This window comes from Azospirillum brasilense, assembly GCF_022023855.1.
Taxonomy (GTDB): domain Bacteria; phylum Pseudomonadota; class Alphaproteobacteria; order Azospirillales; family Azospirillaceae; genus Azospirillum; species Azospirillum brasilense_F.
Map to the genome: position 1 here is coordinate 324,641 of NZ_CP059453.1, position 23,417 is coordinate 348,057.

The window sequence follows — 23,417 nt, forward strand, 5'->3', positions numbered from 1 at the left end:
GCCTTAACCTAGGTGATGCAGTTTAAAGCCGGGTTTCAACCTGAGGCGCCACGACGGGAACTGACCGGTGTCTTGGGGGATTTGATTCCGATTTAGATAAAATTTGGGGCAGTCGCGATGCATCCCTGCCGGACCCTGTCCATCTCCCTGGCCCTGCTGTCGGTCACCACCGCCCTGACGGCGCCTCCCGCCGCGGCGGAGGCACCGGCAGCGATCACCGTGCAGACGGGCGACCACGCCGACTTCTCGCGTCTGGCGCTGGTCAACGCGCAAGGCGCCCCGGCGGTCGATGTGGGAAGCTGCGGCGGGCGCGTTGCCTTCTCGCAGGCGGTCCCCTGGCCGCTGGAAGCGCTGAACGGCACCTATTCGCGGCGGCTGACCGGCTTCCAGACCGGGGAGGAGGGGCGCAGCCTGACCATGGACTGGCCCTGCGGCGCCCGCGTCACCGTGCGCCGCGAGCGGCGGATCACCTTCATCGACGTGGCCGACCCGCCGCGCCCGGCGCGCAAGCCCGGCGCCCCGGTCCCGGCGTCCGAAGGTGTCCTGCTGGCCGAGGCGCCCGGCGCGTCGGTCTTTCCGATGATCGCGCCGCCACCGGTTCCCGAACCGGCGCCTGCCCCAACAGCGCCCATCAGCCTCGCCGAGCGGCTGAGCCCGGTCGCCAGCGCCCAGGCGCAGCCAGTCGTACAAGCCCCGCCCGTGGCACAGGCGCCGCCACCGGTTCAACCGCAACAGGTCGCCAAGGCCCCGCCGCCGCCGAAGCCGGAACCCGCCCGGACGGCGGCCGCCGTGCCGCCGCCGGCCGTGCCTCAGGCCCCCGCCCCCGCCATCCAGACCGACCCGCCGATCCGCGCCTTCGACCTGGACGCCTGGGCCGGCGACGACTACCCGGCGCGCAAGCAGCATCTGGAGCAGCGCATTGCCGAAAGCCAGGGCCGCGCGCGGGTGGACGCGCTGCTCGCCATGGCCCGCTTCACGCTGGCCCGCGCCCTGCCGGAGGAGGGCCGCGCCGCGCTGGACGCCGCGGAGAGCCTGACGCCGGGGCCGGACCAGCGCTACGAGCTGCGCCTGCTGCGCGACGCCTTCCGCGCGCTGGACGGCACCGCCGATCCCGACGACAGCCAGTTCGTCCGCGCCCAGCCCACCCCCGCCGCCGCCGACCACCATGTCTGGCGCAGCGCCACCCTGGCCCCCAGCCGCTGGACCGCGGCGAAATCCAGCCTGCCCATCGCGCTGAAGCGGCTGCTGTCCTACCCCGCCGACCTGCGCGGCCGCCTGCTCACCCTGCTCGCCGAATCGGCGGGCGAGGCGGCAGACGGTCCGTCGCTGAACCTGATCGTGCTGGAGATGATCACGCTGGACGGCATCGGCTCCACCGACGGGCGGCTCGATTTCTTCCGCGGTCGTCTGGCGGAGTTGCACAACGAGACGGCCGAGGCGCTGACCCACTACAAGCGCGCCGCCGCCCTGCCCAACCTCTACGGCCACCGCGCCCAGGTGCGCTCCATCGAGCTGCGGCTGGCCAGCGGCGCTTTGGACGATCCCGGCGCCATCGCGGAGCTGGAAAGCCTGCGCTACGCCTGGCGCGGCGGCGATGTGGAGACGGACGCGCTGGCCGCGCTGGGCGCCGCCTACACCCGCGCCGGGCGGATCGACGCGGCGCTCGACATCTTCGGCCTGCTGGGTCGCCGCTTCGGCGCGACGGCGCGCGGGCGCGCGGCGCTGACCACCGGGCGGGGGCTTCTCGACGCGGTGATCGGCCATCTGGAGACGACTCCGGGCAGCGCGCTCGACGCGTTGTCCCTCCAGGTGCGCTACGGCCGCACGGTGGCGCTGACCGACGACGATGCCGGAACGCAGCAGCGCCGTCTCGCCCGGCTGCTGGCCCGCGGCGGCTTCACGCTGGAGGCCGCGCGTCTGCTCCACACCGTCGCCGAGGCCACGCGCGGCGCCGAGCGCGCGGCGGTCGGGCTGGAACTGGCCCGCGTGCTGCTGGACGCCGGGCGCGGGACGGAGGCGTTGGCCGTGCTGGACCACACCGCCGGCCCTGCGCCGGACGCTCAAGCGGCTGAGCGCCGCGCCCTGTTGCGCGCCGAGGCCTTCGCCACCGAGGGCGAGGCGATGCGCGCCTTCGACGCGCTGCGCGGCCTGACCGGCCCTGAAGCGGCGCGCATCCGGGCGGACAGCCTGTTCCGCGCCGGCGAGTGGCCGGCGGCCCGCGCCGCCTACGCCGAGCTGCTGGGCGGGCAGGATGCGCCCCTGCCGGACGACATCGCCTTCCACGCGCTGGCCGCCTTCCGGGCGGGTGACAACGCGGCGGTCGTCGCCGCCGCGGAGCGCCACGGCAAAGCGCTGGCCGGAACCCGCTGGGCCGGCCTGCTCGACGCCCTGGCCGTCCCGCCCGACCCGCCGGGCAAGCCGCTGTCCAGCGCCACCGTCAGCGGCCAGTTGGCCGCCGCCGACGCGCTGGCCGGCATGGTGCGCCGGTGGAAGTCGCCCTGAACGCTCCCGCCCCACACGACGGCTCCCTGAGCCCGATCCCCTTTTTCGGCCGAGCCGGAGGACTCACATCATGCGTTTGCTGTTCGGAATCGTCGCGGTCTTCCTGAGCGTGCTCGGCGGCTTCGCCGCCATGGGCGGGCGGATGGGCGTGCTGTGGCAGCCTGTGGAGATCGTCATCATCGTCGGCGCCGGCATCGGCGGCTACGTCATCGCCAACTCGATGGCGGTGCTGCGCGCCACCGTGCGCACCATCGGGGCGGTGGCCCGCGGTCGGCACACCAGCAAGGACGAGTATCTGGACCTGATCTCGCTGCTCTACGCTCTGCTGCGGCAGGCGAAGTCCAAGGGCGTGTCGAACATCGAGAGCGACATCGACAAGCCGGACGACAGCCCGATCTTCGCCCAGTATCCCTCGGTCTTCCGCCAGCCGCGCTGCGTCACCTTCCTGTGCGACTACATGCGCCTGATCGCGCTCGGCCAGGACAACCCGCACGACCTGGAAGCCCTGATGAACGAGGAGATCGAGACCATCGGACGCGAGTTGAACCAGGTGCCGAAGGCGTTGCAGAATCTGGCCGACGCGCTGCCGGCGCTGGGCATCGTCGCCGCCGTGCTGGGCGTCATCAACGCCATGAGCGCGATCAGCGAGCCGCCGGAGGTGCTGGGCCACATGATCGGCGGGGCGCTGACCGGTACCTTCCTGGGCGTGCTGCTGTCATACGGGCTGGTCGGCCCGATCGCCGCCGCCGCCCGCCATCGCCGCGAGTCGGAGCTGACGCTGTTCATCTGCGTGCGCGCGGGGCTCGGCGCCTATCTGCGCGGCAGCCCCCCGCAGGTCTGCGCGGAGTTCGCCCGCAAGGTGCTGTTCGCCGACACGCAGCCGAGTCTCGCCGAGGTCGAGGTCGCCACCACGCTCTCCTCGCAGGCGAAGGCCCGCGAGGCGAGCCAGCCCGCCTGAGGCCCCGCCATGCCCCGCAAGCGCATCGAGCCGACGATCATCATCAAGCGCCGCTACGGCGAGGAGGAGGAGGAGCACAACAGCGCCTGGAAGCTGGCCTACGCCGACTTCGTGACGGCGATGATGACCTTCTTCCTGATCATGTGGCTGATGAACATCACCACGGTGGAGCAGCGCAAGGGCATCGCCGACTATTTCAACCCGGTGGCGCTGTCCCAGTCCAATTCGGGCGCCGACGGCATGCTCGCCGGGCGGGCGGTGGACAAGACGGGGGCTTTGTCCACCCCCAACGCGCCGGGGGAGCACAGCGTGCCGGTCGCCGCCCCGCCCGTCGTCGCCTCGCTGGGCGAGAGCGACCGCGAGCCCGCCGGGCGCAAGGACCCCATGCCCAACCTGCCAGGCGGCAAAAGCCAGCCGGACCGCGACGCGCGGGCGGAACTGGAGGCCCTGCTCGACCGCCAGACCGCGGCGCTGAGCGAACAGCAGGGTTTGGAGAAGGCCGAGCGCGACCTGCGCACGGCGCTGGAGACGATGCCGGAGCTGGGAGCGCTCGCCGGCAGCGTGGTCATCGAGCAGACGTCCGTCGGCCTGCGCGTGCAGCTCACCGATCAGGCGAAGGTGTCAATGTACAACGTCGGCTCCGCCCAGATGAACGAGCAAGGGCGGCGCCTGATGCGGCTGGTCGCCGGCGCCGTCGCGTCGTCGCCCAACCGCCTCAGCATCACTGGCCACACCGACGCGCTGGGCTATGCGGACGGGGCGAAGTACGGCAACTGGGAACTGTCCAGCGACCGCGCCAACGCCGCCCGCCGCGAGCTGATCGCCGCCGGCGTGCCGGCCCGGCGGATCGTCCGGGTGGAGGGCCGCGCCGACCTCGACCATCTCGACGCCGCCAACCCGCTGGCCCCGCAGAACCGGCGGATCAGCATCACCCTCCTGAAGGCCGCGGCGGGGGAATAGCTCAGGTCGGACTCGTCTTCACAACCGGCCGCGCACGGAGCAGTTGGACGGTGGTCAGAAAACCCAGGACGGCGGCGACGCTCCCCAGCAGGAAGACGCCGCCGTAGCCCACCCGGTCGGCGAGCAGCCCGGCCAGCGGTCCGGTCAGGCCGTAGGCGACGTCCTGGAACGCCGCGAAGGCGCCGAGCGCGGTGCCGCGGAGTTGCGGCTCGACCAGATGGACGACCTCCCGCCCCATGGCGGGAAAGACCAGCGAGCAGCCGAGCCCCGTCAGGAAGGCGCCAGCCAGCGCCGTGACGGGGTCGCCCGCGGTCCACAGCAGCGCCTGCCCGACCGCCTCCACCGCCAGCGACCCCATCGCCACGCGCAGCCCGCCGAAGCGGTCGGGCAGATGGCCCAGCGCGAAGCGGACGAGCACGAAGCCAAGGCCGAAGGCGGTCAGGCCGAGCCCGGCGTAGGGCCAGCCCTCGCGGACGAAGTGCAACGAGAAGAAGGCGCCGATGGCGGCGAAGCCGATGCCCTGAAGGCTGACGATGGCGCCCTGCCGCCAGATCCGCCCCAGCACGCTGCGGAAGGGCGGGCGTTCAGCGTCGGAATGGGCCGGGATCCCTTCCATGCGCCGGATCGCGAGAAGCCCGACGGCGGGCAACAGCGCGCTGACCGCCATGACGCCGGAAAAGCCGAAGCGGTCGAGCAGCGCCAGCCCCAGCGGTCCGCCCGCCGCGAAGGCGCCGTAGAGCGCCGCCCCGATCAGCGCCAGCACACGGCCCGAGCGCTGCGGTCCGACGATGCCGATCCCCCAGGCGACCACCCCGACCCCGACGAGGCTTTCGCCGACGCCGATGAGCAGGCGGCCCGCCACCAGCACGGAAAAGGCCGCCCATGGCGAGAGCGATAGAGGACCGGCGGCCATCGAGACCAGCCCGCCGGCCACATAGAAGGCCAGCCCCCGCCCGACCGCGCGCTTGGCGCCGCGTCGGTCGGAGAAGGTTCCGGCGAAGCCGCGGCTGAGGATGGTGGCGAGGAAGGCGCTTCCCACGCCCAGCCCGGCCCAGACATTGCCCATCCCGAGATCCCCGGCCACGAACAGCGGCACGACGGGAAGGGACAGGGCGACACAGAGGTAGGAGACGAACAGGACGGCGGTCAGGATGATCAGGCGGCCCTGCGCCGGATCGCGCGCCGACGCCGGCCTTATTTGGGGACCCATGGTGTGCTCCACACTGGTCCCCGCCGATGGCCGTCCGTCCGAACACGCGAACGCACTCCGATCGGCGAGGATCGTTGAGTGCGTTGGTTGACGTTGAACGCTTACGGCCAGCGTGGCTGGCGATGCGGAACAGGGTACCAAGCCCACGGAGAATTGCAACAGGCCGCGTCGGTCGGGGCTGTCGCCTTTGACGTTCCCTCTTCCCAGAGAGGAAGTCCCATTCCGATGCGGAACGTCAGGTGCCGGAATCCCGCAGATTTTCAACCTTTGTCATAAAGGCCGGCGCCGCCAATCGGCGTGCATGGTTTCGCAGGTCCACAGGCCAGAACTCCGTCAACTCTTGGAAGCGTTTCCCATCGCCGGCATAAAGTGACCGTGAGGCTTCCTCCCACCCCTGCTGATCGCCCAGCATGGACATCATGAAACGGTCCGCTGCAGCTTGGGCCTGACGCGCGCGCTCGACACCGCTTCTTTGGTTGCGGGCGGCATCGATCAACCGGCGGATCACCGCTGACGCGCCCTCCGGTTGCGCGGCGAGCCACTCCCAGTGGCGCGGGAGCAAGGTCACCTCCCGCGCGACGACCCCAAGCTTGGGCCGGCCCCGCGTCGGCACACCCATGCTCTGCCTTTGCGGCGACACGTCGTCCTTCGTGGTGCGAAGACGTTCGGCGACCTCTTCCTCACTTCCGCTCAGATCGAAGTCGATTTGGCGCCCGGTCTGGTCGTCGAAGACAAGGATGACGGCATCGTTGCCGGACGTGGCGGCCCGCTTGATGGCAAGCGCCACATCCTTCGGTGTTCCGGCAGCGAACAGCCCGTCACCGATGAAGGCGGTGCAGGACGGTCCCTCGGTCGGGGCATCGTTCACGGTGGCTCTCCGATGACATGTGTGTGGGCAAGCGTGATCAATTTATACCCGGATAAAAATCTTGAACGCAATATTACCCGGGTGTAAATGGCAAATCCAGAACGTTGAGGTTCAGACCGCGCAGCCGGAGTGAGCGGAACAATGACAACTGGTCAGGACAGAAAGGCGGCCGTGACCGCCTACAAGGAGCGGAAGGTGTCCGCCGGTGTCTACGCACTGCGGTGCGTGGCAGCCGGCAAGGTCTGGGTGGGTGCCGCCCCCGATCTGAGCACCATCCAGAACCGCTTGTGGTTTCAGCTCAAACAGAACTCCAGCCCCAGCCGTGACCTCCAGGCCATCTGGAACGAGCATGGAGCGGACAGCCTGAGTTTCGAGATCCTCGAGCGTCTGGAGGAGGAAACGCTGGTTTATGCCCAGAGAGCGGCTTTGAAGAAACGCGTTCAGCATTGGCGCGAAGCGCTGGATGCGGTGATGCTTTGACCTTGGCTTTCCCTGACCGGGTCAAGCGCCATGAGCGGCAGGTGCACCCGACAAAACGGTGATGAAGGTGCCGGGAGGTGCGGGGCCGCACCTCTCCTATCCGATCCTTATCGGATCCACGGCCTTCAGCGGGCCACGTACCAGTCCGTCCGGTGGTTGAAGGCGACGAAGGCGTTCAGCACCGCCGCCCCCAGCATCGAGGCCAGCACCGCCTTCCCATCGATCACGAAGACCGCCATGGAGAAGATCACCACGTCGAACAGGGCTTGGAGCCAGCCGGCGCGGAAGCCCGTCTTCTCCTGGATGTAGAAGGCGAGGATGCCCACCCCGCCGCCGCTGGAGCCGTGGCGGAACAGGCCGATCACCCCGATGCCGATGCAGAAGCCCGCCAGAACCGCCGCCACATAGGGGTGCAGCGCGTCGTAGCGGATCGCGTGGGGCGCCAAAGTGGTCAGCACCGAGATGCTGGTGACCGCCAGAAGCGATTTCGCGGTGAAGCGCCAGCCGATGCGCGCCAGCGCCAGCGCGTAGAAGGGCAGGTTCACCACGAAGAACACCGGGCCGAAATCCAGCCCCGTGGCATAGGCGATGACGAAGGACAGCCCCGCCGCCTGCCCGGTGATCAATCCGGCGGCATGCAATATGGAAATCCCGAACGCGGTCATGATGATGCCGAACAGCTGCCCTTGCGCATTATCAAATGCGCTGTGCGACGCCCGTTTGGTTTCATTTGTTGCAGCGGCAGTGTTGGCGGCTACGGATACTGCACTTTTCTTGAGCACGCTCGGCACCTTCCAGACTTCAATCCCTTTCGACAGTATCATCAAAGACCAGACCAAGAATAGAGCGACGTGATTTCGTTGGGACTCCCCTCAATCCGCGGGGCGTCGCCGCTTCACGTTCCCGTCGCCCCTCCCCTCGCCGTCGATTCCTCCGGATGGCGCCGGTTTTCCGCGCGGGGGCGCGGGCGGTGGGACGCGGAATTGCACGGCCTTGCGTCCATCGTTGCGCCCGCCGCGCAAGAATCGGTCGGGCCGGCGCCACACACTTTCCCCGCATCGCTCGCCAAAGCGCAACCCAAGCGCACAAAAATCACGCGGTCTACCGGTTTCTTTCGCCGGATAGACCAATCGCGCGACGATGCACCTCGCTACAGTCGCATCGTCCGCTGTTCACGCACTCCATGGTCGCATGGAGCCGCGCGAATGATCGACGCCACCAGCGGCCGCCTTTGAAACCGGCCCCACCAGTGAGGAAAGACAATGGCATTTCCGACCGCCGTGAACGACCAGATCACCGATTCCGTCACCCAGGCCAACACCAAGGTCCTGGGCGACGCTCCGGCGATCGCCATGGGCAACCTGTTCCAGGCCACGGCCCAGGCGCTGGCCAACGCGGCCCACAACGCCACCAACGCCCAGCAGCAGTCCTACGTGACCGCGCAGGCCGCCACCACCCAGGGCGTGGCCACGCTCTACTCGATCGACACCGCCTCCACCGGCGTGGCGACGAAGAGCATCCTCAGCACCGGCGTCAAGGGCCTCGGCTCGTAAGCCGGGCCCTCGCCGCCGTCGATGTTCCAAACCACCTGCGCCACCCCGCCTTCCATGACGGGCGGCGGGCGGGCGGCAGGCAACCGAAGAGGACGAACAAATGGCTTTCCCGACCGCCGTGAACGACCAGATCACCGATTCCGTCACCCAGGCCAACACCAAAGTCCTGGGCGACGCTCCGGCGATCGCCATGGGCAACCTGTTCCAGGCCACGGCCCAGGCACTGGCCAACGCGGCGCACAACGCCACCAACAACCAGCAGCAGTCCTACGTGACCATGCAGGCCGCCACGACCATGGGCGTCGCGACGCTCTACTCGATCGACACCGCCTCCACCGGCGTCGCCACCAAGTCGATCCTGGGGAGCTGATGAGCCGACCGGCCAGGACCGGGCGCCCGCGGGCATCCGGAACGGGCCATCGGCCATCCATCCCGAACCATTCGCCAAGGAATAACGTCAGATGGCTTTCCCGACGGCAGTCAACAGCCAGATCACCGATTCCGTAGCCCAGAGCAACGTCCAGGTCGTTGGCAGCTCGCCGGCGATCGCCATGGGCAACCTGTACCAGGCCACCGCCCAGGCGCTGGCCAACGCGGCCCACAACGCGACCCTGGCGCAGCAGCAGATGTACGTCACGGCGCAGGCCGCCACGACGACGGGCGTCGCGATGCTCTACTCCATCGACACCGCGACCACCGGCGCCGCCACGTCGAAGCTCCTCGGCTGACCGGACGGCGGACGCGGCACCCGCCGCCGTCCGCCGGACCGCCGCCGGCGCTTTGGCCTCAAACCAACGCAACATCCGATGTAAGGAGCAAACACGATGGCTTTCCCGACCGCCCTGAACAACCAGATCACGGACTCGGTCTCCCAGGTCAACACCAAGGTCCTGGGCGACGCCCCGGCCGTCGCGATGGGCAACCTGTTCGTCGCCACCAGCCAGGCGCTGTCGAACGCGGCCCACAACGCCACGAACAACCAGCAGCAGTCCTACGTGGTGATGCAGGCGGCCACCACGCAGGGCCTGTCGACCCTGTACTCCGTCGACACGGCCTCGACCGGCGTCGTCACCACCCAGATCCTGGGCCTCTCCTAAGGAGAGCCGGAAGGCCGCCCTCGGAGCACCGGGGGCGGCCTCCGCCGCAGGTTGAAGCGCCCGGTCGCGCATAAGCCCGTGTCCGCAGAAGCCAGTGGCAGGAGCCTGAAGGCAGGAGTGCGTGAATGCCGGATGGAGGTTCCTCCAGTCTTGCCGGATCGGTCGCGGCGAACACGGCGATACCGCTTGGCCTGACCCCATCCCTGGCGATGGACATGACCTACGTCGCCATGGCCGACAGCCTCGGCCTGGCCATGCAGAACGCCGTCGCCAACCAGCAGCGCGCCCAGGTCATCACCGAGGCCGCGCTCGCCCAGGTCCTTACGCTGATCATCACCAAGGGAACCGCAAAATCATGAGCGACGAAGGCACCGTGAACACCCAGGTGATCGACGCGACGTCGGACATCGTCACGCTTTTGACGGGACAGTCCCCCGCGCAGTCGTTCGCCATGCTCGACGCCGTGATGGTCGAGACGCTCGGCATGGCGATGCACAACGCCGTGCACCGCCAGCAGAACGCCGGCATGGTCAACTCCGCCGCGGTCACCGCCGCCTGCGCCAAGATGCTGTCCGTGCCCTTCCCAACCACGCCCCCGCCGCCGCCCTCGGGCTCGCCCACCTCCGGGGGCAACGCGTCACCCCTGCAGCCGCTGACCCCGCTGCTGACGACCTCGCTCACCACCCTGCCCTCCACGGTCGCGGGCGGCTCTGGAAACAGCACCGTCGCCGGCGGGACCGGAAACAGCACCGTCGCCGGTGGTACCGGAAACAGCACCGTCGCCGGCGGAACCGGAAACAGCACCGTCAGCGGCGGGTCGTGATTGACCCCGCGCCCATCCCCCAGCGGCCGGCCGTCCAGGCCACAACGAGCAAGGAGCCTTCATGTCGGAGCCCACGAAGGTCAATGCGCAGATCATTGACGTCATAAACCAGACGCAGACGGCGACCATGAGCCAGCAGGTCGTCACCACCAGCGGCGCGGGGAAAGCCTATCAGGCGGTCGCCCAGTCCACGGCCATGGCCGTGCAGGACGCGACGGACACGCTGCGCAACGTCTCGACCATCGCCACCACGGCGATCGGTGTCGCGATGGCGCAGCTCCTGGCGACGGGCGACCCGAAATACGTCACCGCCCTGACCCAGGCCCAGGGAATGATGACGAGCGCCGCCAACGACTTCACCAGCATCGGTACCGCGGCCTCCACGGTCCTGAATAGCTTCCCGTCGAGCTGACCCTTACGCAGGTGTCCCCACCATGACCGTCTCTGTCGCCAACAAGATGATCCAGAACCGCGCCGGGCTCACCGACCTGGGGCGGCTTGCGCTCGCCTTCATCGATGGCGGGTCGGAGTGGCTCGACTGGGCCATCAGCAACGCCGGTCCGCGCTATGATTTCCCGGACGAGAGCACGCTCGTGGAGCAGGTCCAGCAGGGTCTTCACGCGACGCGGCTGGCCCTGCTGCCCACCATGAAGCTGATGGTCAGCCCGGTGAAGCTGATGACGCTGGGGGTGGACAGCCTGCGCACGCTGGCCGACGCCGAATCCGGCGACGCCAGCGCCACGGTGTCGGCCCAGGTCAAACGCATCCTCGCGGACCACAATCTCCTGACGCAGGACGACTTCGCCGCCAGCGCGTCCTTCCTCGCCGGGCTGGGGGTCTCCGGGGCTCCGGTCTTCCAGTTCATGGGCTTCGACGAGCAGCTGGCGGTGCAGGAGCTGCTCTACCGCAAGGAAAGCCAGGGGACGGCCAACCCCGAGCTTCAGAGGGAGGCGGCCGCCTTCGCGGTGGACCAGGCGCGCACCGTGCAGGAGTTCGCCGACTATTATCAATTCTATCTGATCTACGTGAACCGGCTGGGCTCCCTGACCGCGACGCCGGACGACCGGAAGAAGCGGGCCGGCGGCGCGCTGGAAACCATCCTTCCACAGTTGTTCGGCTTTCTGGAATGCCCGCAGGTCGCTCCACTGGCCGCCCCGGCGGAAGTGGCGCGGGCCGTCTCCAACTGGCAGAAGCGCGGCCGGCCGGTCGGCTTCGCCCGCCTGTCGGACGGGGCCCTGCAGATCGTCCGCGACACGGCCTTCCGGGACGAGACCGGCGACGCGGTGCGGGTGCTGGTGGCCGGCTATCTCGCCGGGGCGCAGACCCTGCTGTCGGCGACGCCGCCGCAACGCGGCATCATGGGCCAGGACGGCGCGTCCTGTCTCTTCCCCGTCTTCGGCAAGGGCGTTCAGGCGGAAATCCAGATGGGGGCCGCGGGGGTGATCTCGCTGCGCTGCTTTCGCCCCGATCCCCCCGCCACCACCACGGCCGTCACCACCGCCACCGCCGCCTGACCCGCCCCTGCCGGCCGTGACCGGGGCGGCGCCTTCTGCACCGCCTTTCGCGCCAGCCTCTGCGCCATCCACGCCGACCGCATCAGCGGCGGAGACGCCAGCGCCGACGGAGGCGCCGGCCAGCGCCCCGCAAAACCGAAACGGACGAAGGAGATCGAAGGATGGGCGTTTCCCAGCCCCCCAGCAGCCCGAACCCTGAACCGCCGGCCGCTCCGCCACCGTCGCCACCGTCATTGACGACACCGGTGACCGATGCGACGCCCGATGCGTCGCCGTTCGAAACCGGCGCCAAGACGCCCGCCGAAATCGCCAGTGCGCTGCTCGACCATGCGGTGAAGAGTGTGAACGCCGCCGCCGAGCAGGCCCTGTCCGCGGTCGAGCAGGCCATCCAGCTCGCCGGCCACGCCGTGGAGGCGATCCCCGGCCTGACCGCCCCCCCCGGCGGCCATGCCGACGAGCAGGGCGCCATGTCGCAGGCGCAGGAGGCGATGTCTCAGGCCCTCCGGGCCAGCAGCGGCGCCGGCGGTCAGGCGATGCAGCAGGCCAGCGAGCAGCAGCAGAAGGCTGTCACCGCAGCCAACGAGGCGGCGCAGCAGGCCATGGCGGCGGCCAGCGCTCAGATCGCGCGGGCGATGAACAGCAAGGGCGACCCGGCCCTGTAAAGCCCGGACGATCCGCCGCCCCGGTGGGACCGCGACGCCGCGCGGCTCCACCGGGGGGCGCGGGGCGGGCGCGTTTCCGCCCATTCCCGAACACGCCCCCAACCGAGCCGAAGGACATCCTGCATGCCGTCCCGCACGCGCCGGAGACTGATCGTTGTCGCGTCCGAATCCCCGTCCTCCACCCCGCCCTCCACCCCGGTGGAGGCGAGCATGGACGCAGTGGCCGCCGCCGCGACGGCGCTGGGCCTGCCGGTGACGGTGGCGTCCCAACGCGACGCAATGCGCGGCTGGACCGCCGCCGCCGTCCACCCGCTCCAACCATTTCAGACCGCCTGGCTGCGGATGGTCCGGGAGTCCTCCCTGGGGATCGAAGCACCCGGCGAGCGGGCCACCGCCCAGACCGCCGCCATGGACCGGCTGTTCGTGGCGGACGACGGAAACGCGGCACTGCTGGGCGTGGCGCCGGGAGCGATCTATGAAGGCGAGCGCTTTCCCCTTCCCGACGACCGGCTGAACGCCGCCCTTGATCTGTTGAAGCAGGCGTTGCGCGTCGTCGGAGAGGCGAAGGACGACAAGCCCATCGGGGACGATGCCATTTCGCGCCGGCTGCGCGACGCCCGCGACGTTCTGATGCCGCTGATCGACGCGTTCGCCGGACCGGAGGAGGCTGGCGGCACCGCCCCCTTTGCGGGGGAGCGGCGACAGCTGCTCGGCCTCGACCAGGACATTGCGGCGGCGCGAAGCTGGGACGCGGTGACGGCCATCGTGGCGGGCCTTGCCCGGATCACCGACGCGCTGGGCGACGCGACGCAGGCCGTCGGGGGCGTTCATCTGTCCTACGCCGCCGAAGCCGCCTGCCGCCTCCGGCTCGCCATCCGGTTCAAGGTCCGGCATGATCGCCCGCTGCCCGCGGACCGGCTGGCCGCCGCCGACCGCGCGATGACCCGTCTCCTCAACGGCGGCTATCCGCAACTGGCGGGGTGGATGCGCAGCCGCTTGCGGACGTTGGCGCAGCGGATGGCGGAAACCGATCCGTCCGGAAACAGCCGGTTCATCGTCCTGGAGGATGGAGGCGAAGGCGCGGACGGCTGGACCGTCCAGCTGCTCGTCAACCCCAGCCTGCCGGCGCCGTCCTGGTTCGCCCTGTTCCAGCGTCTGCACAACATCCTTGTCATGGCGCTGTTCTCGCTCAAGCTGGAGCTGTACGGGCTGCTGCACCGGCTCGCCGGCGCGACGCCCGCGGAACTCCCAGCGGACGACGCAGGCAGCGGGGTGACGGAGGACGGGGTGACAGGCATCGGAAGCCGGGGTGCCTCGGACTACGGGCGCAACGGCTGCGCCGCCGTTCTGGTCGACGTGACCATCCCGCGTCACGGCACGCTGGCCGTTCAGCAGCAGTGGCGGCGCTTCACCGGAGACGTGCGGCTTGAGGACGGCCTGCCCCGCCCAGGAGAGGCCTACCGGATCACCTCCGCCCTGCAGGCGATCAATGCGCTGTGCCAATCCTCGCTCCCGCCGGAGAATGCCGTTCCGGCGCTGATCACGCGGCTTCACGGCCTGCTGGCCTGCCAGGATCGGGCGACGGCGGACGGCATCGCGGCGATCCGCGCCCGCATCCGCGAGGGCGTCGTCCCCCTGTCGCTGAAGGCCATCGACGGATTTGACGACGCCACGGTCCAGCGGCTGCTCGTCGTGATGCTGGAGCAGGTCTGCCAGGGCTACGGTCTTGCCACAGACAAGGCGCTGGCGGCGGCCTTCGACGGCTGGTTCGCCGCCCAGCTTCCCGATTACGCGGAGCTGGCCACCCTGCCTGAGACGGTCTCGGAGGCGATCAGGGCGGCCAAGAGCGAAGGAGCCTGGAGCGACGGGGCCGCGGCCACCGCGAGCGCCGTGGGCTTCGGCCTGTGGGTGTCGACGGTCATGGAGGACCATATCGAGAAACGCGCGTCCTTCCTGCGCGCCCGCTTCGACGCCCCCGACACGCTGGCCACCCTGGCAGCGACGCTGAAAAGCCCGGACGTCCAACCGATGATCGAAGGTCCCTGGGCGGCGGTTCTGCATCTGGAGCATTCCGGGCCGCGGCGGGAAAAAGCCGCGACGGCGGCCCCCCTCGCCATCCTGCTCCAGGACGGCGAGACCGGGCGCCAACCGGACGAACTGCTCACCGCCACCGCCCCGCTGATCGAGGGTTGGCTGGTCACTCACGGCAGCAACCTCGCGCTGAAGCGCGACGGCGGGCGGCTGGTCATCGTCGGGAACGCCGAGGTGGATCTCGGCCCCTTCCGCTACGCCCCGGTCGGGGCCACACTCTCCGTGACGGCTGCCGCGGAAGGCGGGCCACCCCTCTCGCTGCTCGCCGGAGTGCCCGTCACCGCCCTGTCCGACACGATCCGGTCGGTCTGCGAAAGCGTGGTGCTGACGGACGATGTCGCCGTGCACAACCGGCTGGCCGGCACGCTGAACGCCTTGATCGACGCAAGCCTGCGCACCGGAATGCCGGAAGGCGCCGATCCGTCGCTGGAGGCTCTGCGCCAGGGCCGATGCCGCCATCTGATGCTGAGCAGCGCGGAGCTGGCGCAGGGCGCCGACGCCGATTACCCGCGAAGCTATTATCCCGACGACGCCGTAAGGATCACGCTGGGCGCCAATCCGGCGGAGGTCGCGCTCCAGCTTTCCGACCTCGTCAAGGGGTCCACCGGCCGGACCCTCAGGCTGCTGGTCGTCAACCAGGGAAGCGGCGGCGGCGACCGCCTGTCGCCGGGGCCGTGGACGACGGAGGAGATGGTCCGCAGCATCGTGAAGCCGCTGACGCAGTCGGGGCTGGAAGCCCGGACGATCATTCTGGACTATCCGATGTCGGTGGCGGCGATGCCGGCCTTCGCACCGCTGTGCGCCCCGGCCGGCCGGATCATCGGCATCATCTACGGCGGCACCGAACCCGTCATGGACCGCGGCCTGTGGGAGTCGGTCCGCCCGGCGCTTGCCGACAACGACGCGAAGGCCGCCGACACGGTCATTGACGAGACCATCGAGAGACGGATCGGGTGGCTGACCACGGGCATGACGGGTCAAGTCCATCTGAAGAGCTTCCTCACCGCCACGGACGCGGAGATCAACACCTATCTGACCGGTGATCCCGACGGGCGGGACGCGGTGTCGCTCCTGCGCTGCCTCAAGCCGCTCGGCGAGACGCTCGGCAGTCCCGACGCGCCGCTCGACCGCATTGAGACCATGCTGCGGACTCTGCGGACCACGCCCCTTCCCTGGAACGACTTCGCCGACGCGGACAAGGCTGTTCTGAAGGATTTCCCGACGGAGGTCGGGGCGATGACGACGGATGCCCTGGAGCAACTGCGCACCCGGCTGCGCAGCCGGGTGGTGGAGGTTCTCACCGATCCCGTCTGGGGGATTGGCCTGGACCCGAAGGCGCTGGCCGACCTGCCCCTGTTCAGATCGAAAATGTCCGGATCGGAATCGGATGATCTGTGGAGCCGGCTCGACAGCCGCTGGGCCCATCTGCTGGCCCTTGACCCCAGCCTGTCGCGCTGCCCGTCCCGGATCGCGCTCTACGGCGCCCGGACCGGCGAGCTTTGCCTCGACGCCGCCTTCGAAACCTTCGACGGCAAGCTGGAGGGGATGCTCCGCCGCGCGGCGCCGTCCGCCGACCGGCAAGCCACCGAAGCCCTGGCGGAACTGCGGCGCGGGCCGGGCAATGCGACGCTTCGGTGGGTCGAGAACCTCGCCCAGAGTCCCGGCTCGGGCCGGGCGTGGGAGGGGTTCATGCACAGCGCCACCCAGGCCCAGGAGGAATTTGGATTCTCCAAGCTGGAGGCGAAACGCCGCCAAATGATCAAACCGGGCAGGTACCGCCCGCCGGCGCTGTTGCCGAACCGTCCGCCGACCAAAACGACCGAGGCGAAGGAAGCGGCGCAGGCCCTCAACGAGCGCCTCGCGCATGACCCGTCCTACGAGGAAAATCTGGCGCTTCTGCGCTCCGACACGGGCATGACGTTCTACGTGATGGGTTTCAGCGCCATGGGTCAGGGCGATACCGCCTTCATCGTGCGCACGGTCGGTCTGCTCCAGGGACTCGGTTTGAAAGCGACTGGAGTGAAGGAGGAAAACAGCGCCTTCTCCCCCGGCACCTCCTTCAACGCCAACCGGTTCATGACTTCAGAAACCATGCTGGAGAAGATCAAGCCTGGGGATTTCGTGATCGAGGGGCCGTTGTCCGATCCGGTCATGTTCAAAGACACATCACTGCCCACGCAGGTGGATGTGATGCGCAAAACCAATCTCAAGTTGGAAGAGGTCCGCAATCTGCGGCTCTATGAATACGGCACCCTCGATTACCGGGGAGGCCAATTGGTGCAATCGGAAAGGCAGAATGGGACAACGCCGGCTTCAAAGATGAACGTGGTCAACTTCGCCAACGATCCGCATCACGCCTTCATGGGCATGGGGCATGGTGAAATCGGCGCCTTCTACAATTCGAGAAGCCGGTCCGGTCCGGTCGATCTGCCCGCCGTGCTGAAGGCGTTTGCCGAGACCAGCCGGACCACCTCTGAAATTCTCCGGCTCATTGACGGCAACCCCGCCATCTACATCGGTTACGCCAACACGGTGCCCAGCGTTCAGGGCTGGATCAACGCGGTCAGCGCGCATGTGGCCGGGACCGGCGGCCCGGCGCTGATCATCGGGCTCTATGGCGCGACCAAGATCGCCAAGCCGTTCCAGATGGACCGAAGCGACGCGCTCTTCGTCAATGACCGCATTCCCAATTCCGAAGGGAAGACCGGTCAATTGACGACGTTGACGGCCAAAGTCAAATCCAGCTCCACGGTCATCATCTCGGACAGCGTGCCGGCCCCGGTCATGAACGCGCTGCAATGGCAGGCCAAGCCGCTCACGCTGGCGACCGGCAATTATTCTCTGTCCGAGGCGATCGAGAACGGGCATTTCCCGATCTACGAACGTTTGATTTTCAATGCCGGGGTCGAGATCGCCTTCGAAGGCCAAGTCGACCATGCCCTGAAAGAGTTGAATTTGAAGGAAACGGACTTCGGAGGCGCGATCAAACAGCTCGTCGGCGTCCAACCGGAATCGCTGAACAGGTCCAAGGTCGACGCCATTGGCATCGTTCTGGACCACCCCGATGACGTGAGGATGCTCATGGCCGTGATCGAGGCCAACACGGACATCACGCCCGGTCTGGTGGCGCGCTTGGCCAATCTGATGCGGATCTGACGGCTTGCCGCCCGACAACGTGCCTGAAGCCTGTCAATATCTTCCGACGCCCGGCACACAATCCGCTCACCGATGCGGGCCTGCGAACCGACGCACGAATGAAACGGGCCCGCCGGGAGAAAATCCGGCGGGCCCGTTTCCACGATTCCCCCGATCAGCCGCGCGCGGGGGTTCCCGGCAGGTTGCGCCGGTATTCCCGAGGGCTCTGCCCGACGATACGGCGGAAGCTTTTCTCGAAATGGCTGAGGTCGCCGTAGCCGACGTTCATCGCCACTTCGGTGATAGGGAGGCGGCGATCCGCGGCCAGGATTTCCTGCGCCTTGTGAATGCGGATGCGGCCGAGCAGACCCTTGAAGGAGGTGTGAAGCTCCGTCCGGAACAGGTAGCTGAGGTGAGACGGGCTGACATGGGCTTGCCGGGACAGCTCGTCCAGCGTGATCGGATCGGCGAAGCGCTCGCCCAGGAACACCAGCGCCTTGCGCAAGCCGCCGTGCAGCCGGGCCAGCGCCGCCGGGTCCCGGGTCAGCGCGCAATACACCCAGTGGTCGGCAGGCGCCGGGGTCGGCGGGGGAACCGGCGCGGCCTCCGACTGGCCAACCGATTGGTCAGCCGGTTGGATGGTGGACTCCGCGTAGGCCGGCATGGCGCCGCCGACCATCCAGGGGGCGTGGCGGCGCACGTCGCCATGGCGGATCGGCTTGCCTCCGGTCATCACCGCAAGCCGGGCGATCACCCGCTCCAGCTCGAACAGGTTCTCCGGCCAGCTGTGGGCCTTGCACAGGGCGATCAGCTCGTCAGTCCGCGTCTCGTCGGCGCGTCCGCCGTGGCGATCCAGGGCGGCGAGGACCAGCGGCTCGATATCCGCGGGCCGGTCGCGCAGCGGCGGCACGGTGGCGCACAGGAAATCCAGCTCGGCCAGCAGCGGACGGGAGAACCGCCCCTCCTCCGCCAGCCGCCGCAGGTCGGCGGTCGTCGAGGCGATCACCCGCAGGCTCCCCATTCCGTTGGCCATCCCGCTTGTCATCCCGTTGCCCGCCCCATTGCCGGAGTGCGTCCAGCCGCCCGGCGCGTCGAGCCATTGACCGAGCTGGGACGGCATGTGCTGGACGATCTGCCCCTGAAGGGCCGGCGTCATCTCGTCCACGCCGCTGAGGAACAGGGTGCCCCCGGCGGCCCGCGCGAACCAGTCGGCGGGAGTCCCCGCCGGGTCCGCCCCGTTGATCTGGACGAAGGGGCCGTCGCGCCGCGGTCCGCAGCCGTGGATCGCCGCGGCGAGCTGCGCCTTCTCCGTTCCGAACTCCCCGGTCAGCAGGACGGGGAGCGCGCTGTGCGCGGCCTGTTCCAGAAAGGCGTCCAGTTCGCGCAGCGCCTGGCTCATGCCGACCATCATCAGGGGCCGCCCGAACCGCCGCTCCGCCCAGCGCCGCACCTCGTAGCGCTTGGCCAGATAGCCGCACTGGCGGGCGACGTCCTGCAGAATGGGCGCTTCGGGCGCGGCGCCGTCCGGCGCATGGTCGAGAACCAGCCGCATCTCGCCGACCGGCGCGTCGGCGTAGGTGATGGGCACCACCACCGCCTCCGGGTCGGCCGCGGCGTCGTTGGGGTCGCCGTCCGCCGTCCAGCAGAGACGGCCGCCCGCCCGGTCCTGGGCGAGCACCAGCGTGCCCATGTCCTGGAGCCACAGCGCTCCGCCGCGCAGCGGCGCGCGGTCGGCCAGCCGGTCCATCAGCCCGCCGATCAGGTCCGGCAGGCTGCGGAAATCGGCCGAGGCCGGGTGTAGGATCTCGTCCAGCGTGCCACAGACCGATACAGTCATCGCACCGCCTCCTTGGTAAAGCCGTGCCGCATCTTCCGCGCACGCCGGACCCTGAAGACAAATGCATGCATCGCGGAGCCGCGATGGCGGTAATCGGATTGATAAGATCGAATCATGACCGGAATCACCTGCCGCCGTTTCAGACAATGGGTTCACAGCCAATCGACGCTTCATGGCGTCAGGGCGTGAAGTCTTCGGCAGACCGGCTTTTTTTCCGGACAAACAAATGGGCCGCCCGGCGTCCGGTGTCCCGGCGCCGGGCGGCCCGTCAGGCCTAGATCAGCGTGTAAGGAGTCACCGCGAACGGACCAGCGCCACCGGCTTGCGCTCCGCCCCGGCCTCCTGCACACGCCCCGCGTCCTCGGCGTAGGCGCGGCCGTAGTAGCTGTCGAGCAGGAGCTGCCGGATCTCCGCGACCAGCGGGAAGCGCGGGTTGGCGCCGGTGCACTGGTCGTCGAAGGCGGCCTCGGCGATGGCGTCCAGCCGGGCCAGGAACTCCGCCTCCGGCACCCCGGCGGCCTGGATCGAGGCCGGGATGTCCAGCGTCCGCTTCAGCTCCTCCACCCAGGCCACCAGCGTCTCCACCCGCTCATGGTCGCGGCTGCCGCCGAGGCCGAGGTGCCGGGCGATCTCGGCGTAGCGGGCAACGCCCTTGGGCCGGTCGTACTGGCTGAAGGCGGTCTGCTTGGTCGGGATGTCGGCGGCGTTGTAGCGGATGACGTTGGCGATTAGCAGCGCGTTGGCGACGCCGTGCGGCAGGTGGAACTCCGCCCCCAGCTTGTGCGCCATCGAATGGCAGACGCCGAGGAAGGCGTTGGCAAAGGCGATGCCGGCCAGCGTGGCGGCGCTGTGCACCTGCTCGCGCGCCTTGGGGTCCTTGGCGCCGTTGGCGTAGGCGGAGGGCAGATGCTCCTTCAGCAGCTTCAGCGCCTGCAGCGCCTGCCCGTCGGTGTATTCGTTGGCGAGGATGGAGACGTAGGCCTCCAGCGCGTGGGTCACCGCATCGATGCCCCCGGCGGCGGTCAGGCCCTTCGGCATGTCCATCACCAGATTGGCGTCGATGATCGCCATGTTCGGCGTCAGTTCATAGTCCGCGATCGGGTACTTGATGCCGGTGCGCTCGTCGGTCACCACGGCGAAGGGCGTAACCTCCGACCCGGTGCCGGACGTGGTCGGAACGGCGACGAACTGCGCCTTCACCCCCAGCTTGGGGAAGGTGTAGATGCGCTTGCGGATGTCCATGAAGCGCAGGGCCAGATCCTCGAAGGCGACGTCCGGCGCCTCGTACATCACCCACATGATCTTGGCCGCGTCCATCGGCGAGCCGCCGCCCAGCGCCAGGATGACGTCCGGCTGGAAGGCGTTGGCGAGCGCCAGCCCGCGCCGCACCACCGCCAGGGTGGGATCGGCGGCGACCTCGAAGAAAGTCTCCACCGCGAGGCCCAGCCCCTTGAGGATGCGCACGGTCTCGTCGACGTGGCCGTTTTCGAACAGGAAGCGGTCGGTGACGATCAGGCAGCGTTTCTTGCCGCCCAGTTCCTCCAGGGCGAAGGGCAGGCAGCCGCGGCGGAAGTAGATGGATTTCGGCAGCTTGTGCCACAGCATGTTCTCGGCCCGCTTTGCCACGGTCTTGCGGTTGATGAGGTGCTGCGGCCCGACATTCTCGGAGATCGAGTTGCCGCCCCAGGAACCGCAGCCGAGCGTCAGCGACGGCGCCAGCCGGAAATTGTAGAGGTCGCCGATGCCGCCCTGCGACGACGGAGTGTTGATCAGGATGCGCGCGGTCTTCATCGCCTGACCGAAGTGGCGGATGCGCTCCGGCTGCTGGTCCTGGTCGGTGTAGAGGGCGGAGGTGTGGCCGATGCCGCCCAGCGCGACCAGCGCCGCCGCCTTGTCACAGGCGTCCATGAAGTCGCGGGCGCGGTAGAGCGCCAGGGTCGGCGACAGCTTCTCGTGGGCGAAGGGCTCGTTCTCGGTCACCGCCTCGACCTCGGCGATCAGCACCTTGGTGTTTGCGGGAACGCTCACCCCGGCCATGGCGGCGATGGCGCCGGCCGACTGGCCGACGATGTCGGCGTTCAGCGCGCCGTTCTTCAGCAGCACCTTGCGCACCGCGTCGGCGTCCCCAGCCGACAGGATATGGCCGCCATGGTGGGCGAAGCGGTCGCGCACCGCGTTATAGACGGCGTCCACGACGATGGCCGACTGTTCGGACGCGCAGACCACGCCGTTGTCGAAGGTCTTGGACATCAGGATGGAGGCGACGGCCCGCTTGATGTCGGCGAATTCGTCGATCACCGCCGGGGTGTTGCCGGCCCCGACGCCGATGGCCGGCTTGCCCGAGGAGTAGGCCGCCTTGACCATGCCCGGCCCGCCGGTCGCCAGGATCAGGTTGATGTCGGGGTGGTGCATCACCGCGTTCGACAATTCCACCGAGGGCTCGTCGATCCAGCCGATGATGTCCGGCGGCGCGCCAGCCTCCACCGCCGCCTGGAGCACGATCCGAGCGGCCTCGCAGGTCGCCTTGCGGGCGCGGGGGTGCGGCGAGAAGACGATGCCGTTGCGCGTCTTCAGGCTGATCAGCGCCTTGAAGATGGCGGTCGAGGTCGGGTTGGTCGTCGGCACGATGGCGCAGATCAGGCCCACCGGCTCGGCGATCGTCATGATGCCGTATTCCGGGTCCTCCTCGAGGATGCCGCAGGTCTTCTCGTCCTTGTACTTGTTGTAGATGTATTCGGAGGCGAAGTGGTTCTTGACGACCTTGTCCTCCATCACGCCCATGCGCGTCTCGGCAACCGCCAGCTTCGCCAGCGGGATGCGCGCGTTGGCGGCGGCCAGGGCGGCGTTGCGGAAGATGCGGTCCACGGTCTCCTGCGGGAAGCCGGCGTAAACTTTCTGCGCCTCCCGGACGCGAAGGACGAGGTCGTTGAGGTCTGCAAGCGTGGTGACGGGCATATCGTGTCGCCTCTGCGGTTGGCGCGCCGCCAGCCCCTTCGGGCCGGACAGGGAAACCGGATGCGGACGGGTCGAAGCCCTTGTGGAACGGCATCCGGGGCACGCACGGAAAATCGGTCATGGCCGGGCGGCGCTTCTTTCCGGTCCGCGCGGCAGGGAAACTATCCCCCACCGCGGAGGGAAGGACCATGACTCAGGTCAAAACTGGTATGACCACTTTCGGGGTAGCGCCAACCCTGCCCCACCCGGCCGCCTTGGAAAATCTCTTTCGAACGGGTGACGAATTGCCCTGGACAAGCGCCCCGGTTCTTCTTATAAGACGCCCCCGCACGCAGCGGCGCCCAGGTAGCTCAGTTGGTAGAGCAGGGGACTGAAAATCCCCGTGTCGGCGGTTCGACTCCGTCCCTGGGCACCATTTTTCTTTTGCCGATCAAACCATCGGCGGCGGATCGGGTAAAGCCGACTCGCCCAGCCCGAACTTGGCCTAGTCGCGGAGGAAATCATTCCTCGCCTGCCAAGCCATTGAAATCTCCATTTTTTTATGATGTCGATTTTTCGCTGTGCCAGCACAATCGTGGCACAGTCAAAGCGGCAGTGTGAGCCCCTGCGGGCGGCGCATCCCACGCGGCATCCTGCAATCCGTTGCCGATGCACAGGACACCATTGCCCGCCTCATTCGCGCCCGCAACAAGGACGCCAAGCCTTTGGCGTGGCCCAAGCCCATCGACACCATCTTGCCAAAAATCGATCGATTGTCTGCGCTGTCTGAATA

The 23,417-nt window shown here is 68.7% G+C and carries 20 protein-coding genes and 1 tRNA gene; 16 read left to right on the forward strand and 5 right to left on the reverse strand.

Features of this window, described 5'->3' with window-relative positions; genetic code table 11:
* Positions 1-117 precede the first annotated feature (117 nt).
* The 3 genes from H1Q64_RS31225 (at position 118) to H1Q64_RS31235 (ending at position 4,420) form a co-directional block, all read left to right on the forward strand.
* On the forward strand, positions 118-2,502 hold the full coding sequence (locus H1Q64_RS31225; RefSeq protein ID WP_237907735.1) for a tetratricopeptide repeat protein: 2,385 nt from the start codon (positions 118-120) through the stop codon (positions 2,500-2,502).
* 70 nt (positions 2,503-2,572) lie between these two features.
* On the forward strand, positions 2,573-3,460 hold the full coding sequence (motA, locus tag H1Q64_RS31230) for a flagellar motor stator protein MotA (protein WP_237907736.1): 888 nt from the start codon (positions 2,573-2,575) through the stop codon (positions 3,458-3,460).
* A 9-nt stretch (positions 3,461-3,469) separates the two neighbouring features.
* Positions 3,470-4,420: a flagellar motor protein MotB gene (locus H1Q64_RS31235; protein ID WP_237907737.1), complete on the forward strand. Its 951-nt coding sequence runs from the start codon at positions 3,470-3,472 to the stop codon at positions 4,418-4,420.
* 1 nt (position 4,421) lies between these two features.
* Here the strand turns inward: H1Q64_RS31235 and H1Q64_RS31240 are convergent, their stop codons facing one another.
* Both H1Q64_RS31240 and H1Q64_RS31245 read right to left on the reverse strand, forming a co-directional pair.
* Positions 4,422-5,630: an arabinose transporter gene (locus H1Q64_RS31240; protein WP_237907738.1), complete on the reverse strand. Its 1,209-nt coding sequence runs from the start codon at positions 5,628-5,630 to the stop codon at positions 4,422-4,424.
* A gap of 235 nt (positions 5,631-5,865) precedes the next feature.
* Positions 5,866-6,498, reverse strand: a complete 633-nt coding sequence (locus H1Q64_RS31245) for a DUF2239 family protein (protein ID WP_237907739.1) — start codon at positions 6,496-6,498, stop codon at positions 5,866-5,868.
* A gap of 171 nt (positions 6,499-6,669) precedes the next feature.
* Here H1Q64_RS31245 and H1Q64_RS31250 point away from each other — a divergent pair, with 171 nt between their 5' ends.
* Positions 6,670-6,978 carry a GIY-YIG nuclease family protein gene (locus H1Q64_RS31250; RefSeq protein WP_419468878.1) on the forward strand — a complete coding sequence of 103 codons (309 nt, stop codon included), beginning with the start codon at positions 6,670-6,672 and terminating at the stop codon, positions 6,976-6,978.
* Positions 6,979-7,103: 125 nt separating this feature from the next.
* On the opposite strand, the gene H1Q64_RS31255 is transcribed toward H1Q64_RS31250, so the two are convergent.
* Entirely contained in the window at positions 7,104-7,619 is a 516-nt protein-coding gene (locus H1Q64_RS31255) for a YitT family protein (protein ID WP_237907741.1), read from the reverse strand.
* Position 7,620: 1 nt separating this feature from the next.
* Here H1Q64_RS31255 and H1Q64_RS31260 point away from each other — a divergent pair, with 1 nt between their 5' ends.
* The 11 genes from H1Q64_RS31260 (at position 7,621) to H1Q64_RS31310 (ending at position 17,874) form a co-directional block, all read left to right on the forward strand.
* Positions 7,621-7,833 carry a hypothetical protein gene (locus H1Q64_RS31260; protein WP_237907742.1) on the forward strand — a complete coding sequence of 71 codons (213 nt, stop codon included), beginning with the start codon at positions 7,621-7,623 and terminating at the stop codon, positions 7,831-7,833.
* 407 nt (positions 7,834-8,240) lie between these two features.
* Positions 8,241-8,531: a RebB family R body protein gene (locus H1Q64_RS31265; protein WP_014200159.1), complete on the forward strand. Its 291-nt coding sequence runs from the start codon at positions 8,241-8,243 to the stop codon at positions 8,529-8,531.
* Between the two features lie 100 nt (positions 8,532-8,631).
* Complete coding sequence (locus H1Q64_RS31270; RefSeq protein WP_014200160.1) at positions 8,632-8,901, forward strand: RebB family R body protein; 270 nt, start codon at positions 8,632-8,634, stop codon at positions 8,899-8,901.
* 91 nt (positions 8,902-8,992) lie between these two features.
* Positions 8,993-9,259 (forward strand): RebB family R body protein, encoded by a 267-nt coding sequence (locus H1Q64_RS31275; protein ID WP_014200161.1) that lies wholly within the window; start codon positions 8,993-8,995, stop codon positions 9,257-9,259.
* Positions 9,260-9,355: 96 nt separating this feature from the next.
* On the forward strand, positions 9,356-9,628 hold the full coding sequence (locus H1Q64_RS31280) for a RebB family R body protein (protein WP_014200162.1): 273 nt from the start codon (positions 9,356-9,358) through the stop codon (positions 9,626-9,628).
* Positions 9,629-9,753: 125 nt separating this feature from the next.
* Entirely contained in the window at positions 9,754-9,987 is a 234-nt protein-coding gene (locus H1Q64_RS31285; protein ID WP_014200163.1) for a RebB family R body protein, read from the forward strand.
* Entirely contained in the window at positions 9,984-10,451 is a 468-nt protein-coding gene (locus tag H1Q64_RS31290) for a RebB family R body protein (protein WP_237907743.1), read from the forward strand. Before H1Q64_RS31285 ends, H1Q64_RS31290 begins: the two co-directional genes overlap by 4 nt.
* Positions 10,452-10,512: 61 nt before the next feature.
* Complete coding sequence (locus H1Q64_RS31295; RefSeq protein WP_014200165.1) at positions 10,513-10,863, forward strand: hypothetical protein; 351 nt, start codon at positions 10,513-10,515, stop codon at positions 10,861-10,863.
* A 22-nt stretch (positions 10,864-10,885) separates the two neighbouring features.
* Entirely contained in the window at positions 10,886-11,965 is a 1,080-nt protein-coding gene (locus H1Q64_RS31300) for a hypothetical protein (RefSeq protein WP_237907744.1), read from the forward strand.
* A 245-nt stretch (positions 11,966-12,210) separates the two neighbouring features.
* Entirely contained in the window at positions 12,211-12,627 is a 417-nt protein-coding gene (locus H1Q64_RS31305; RefSeq protein WP_237907745.1) for a hypothetical protein, read from the forward strand.
* A gap of 123 nt (positions 12,628-12,750) precedes the next feature.
* Positions 12,751-17,874, forward strand: coding sequence for a hypothetical protein (locus tag H1Q64_RS31310; protein ID WP_237907746.1), 5,124 nt, complete (start codon positions 12,751-12,753; stop codon positions 17,872-17,874).
* Positions 17,875-18,028: 154 nt separating this feature from the next.
* Here the strand turns inward: H1Q64_RS31310 and H1Q64_RS31315 are convergent, their stop codons facing one another.
* Together H1Q64_RS31315 and adhE are read right to left on the reverse strand one after the other, a co-directional pair.
* Positions 18,029-19,690 (reverse strand): AraC family transcriptional regulator, encoded by a 1,662-nt coding sequence (locus H1Q64_RS31315; protein ID WP_237907747.1) that lies wholly within the window; start codon positions 19,688-19,690, stop codon positions 18,029-18,031.
* A gap of 294 nt (positions 19,691-19,984) precedes the next feature.
* The gene (gene adhE, locus H1Q64_RS31320; RefSeq protein WP_237907748.1) at positions 19,985-22,645 is read right to left on the reverse strand and encodes a bifunctional acetaldehyde-CoA/alcohol dehydrogenase; all 2,661 of its coding nucleotides are present in this window, start codon (positions 22,643-22,645) and stop codon (positions 19,985-19,987) included.
* Between the two features lie 339 nt (positions 22,646-22,984).
* On the opposite strand from adhE, the gene H1Q64_RS31325 reads away from it, so the two are divergent.
* A tRNA-Phe gene (locus H1Q64_RS31325) sits at positions 22,985-23,060 on the forward strand.
* The last annotated feature ends 357 nt before the right edge of the window (positions 23,061-23,417 follow it).

Excerpts from the sequence above, each read along its gene's own strand:
- H1Q64_RS31225 (WP_237907735.1), top strand. The coding sequence starts at position 118 with ATGCATCCCTGCCGGACCCTGTCCATCTCCCTGGCCCTGCTGTCGGTC.
- motA (WP_237907736.1), top strand. The coding sequence starts at position 2,573 with ATGCGTTTGCTGTTCGGAATCGTCGCGGTCTTCCTGAGCGTGCTCGGC.
- H1Q64_RS31235 (WP_237907737.1), top strand. The coding sequence starts at position 3,470 with ATGCCCCGCAAGCGCATCGAGCCGACGATCATCATCAAGCGCCGCTAC.
- H1Q64_RS31240 (WP_237907738.1), bottom strand. The coding sequence starts at position 5,630 with ATGGGTCCCCAAATAAGGCCGGCGTCGGCGCGCGATCCGGCGCAGGGC.
- H1Q64_RS31260 (WP_237907742.1), top strand. The coding sequence starts at position 7,621 with ATGGAAATCCCGAACGCGGTCATGATGATGCCGAACAGCTGCCCTTGC.
- H1Q64_RS31265 (WP_014200159.1), top strand. The coding sequence starts at position 8,241 with ATGGCATTTCCGACCGCCGTGAACGACCAGATCACCGATTCCGTCACC.
- H1Q64_RS31270 (WP_014200160.1), top strand. The coding sequence starts at position 8,632 with ATGGCTTTCCCGACCGCCGTGAACGACCAGATCACCGATTCCGTCACC.
- H1Q64_RS31275 (WP_014200161.1), top strand. The coding sequence starts at position 8,993 with ATGGCTTTCCCGACGGCAGTCAACAGCCAGATCACCGATTCCGTAGCC.
- H1Q64_RS31280 (WP_014200162.1), top strand. The coding sequence starts at position 9,356 with ATGGCTTTCCCGACCGCCCTGAACAACCAGATCACGGACTCGGTCTCC.
- H1Q64_RS31285 (WP_014200163.1), top strand. The coding sequence starts at position 9,754 with ATGCCGGATGGAGGTTCCTCCAGTCTTGCCGGATCGGTCGCGGCGAAC.
- H1Q64_RS31290 (WP_237907743.1), top strand. The coding sequence starts at position 9,984 with ATGAGCGACGAAGGCACCGTGAACACCCAGGTGATCGACGCGACGTCG.
- H1Q64_RS31295 (WP_014200165.1), top strand. The coding sequence starts at position 10,513 with ATGTCGGAGCCCACGAAGGTCAATGCGCAGATCATTGACGTCATAAAC.
- H1Q64_RS31300 (WP_237907744.1), top strand. The coding sequence starts at position 10,886 with ATGACCGTCTCTGTCGCCAACAAGATGATCCAGAACCGCGCCGGGCTC.
- H1Q64_RS31310 (WP_237907746.1), top strand. The coding sequence starts at position 12,751 with ATGCCGTCCCGCACGCGCCGGAGACTGATCGTTGTCGCGTCCGAATCC.
- H1Q64_RS31315 (WP_237907747.1), bottom strand. The coding sequence starts at position 19,690 with ATGACTGTATCGGTCTGTGGCACGCTGGACGAGATCCTACACCCGGCC.
- adhE (WP_237907748.1), bottom strand. The coding sequence starts at position 22,645 with ATGCCCGTCACCACGCTTGCAGACCTCAACGACCTCGTCCTTCGCGTC.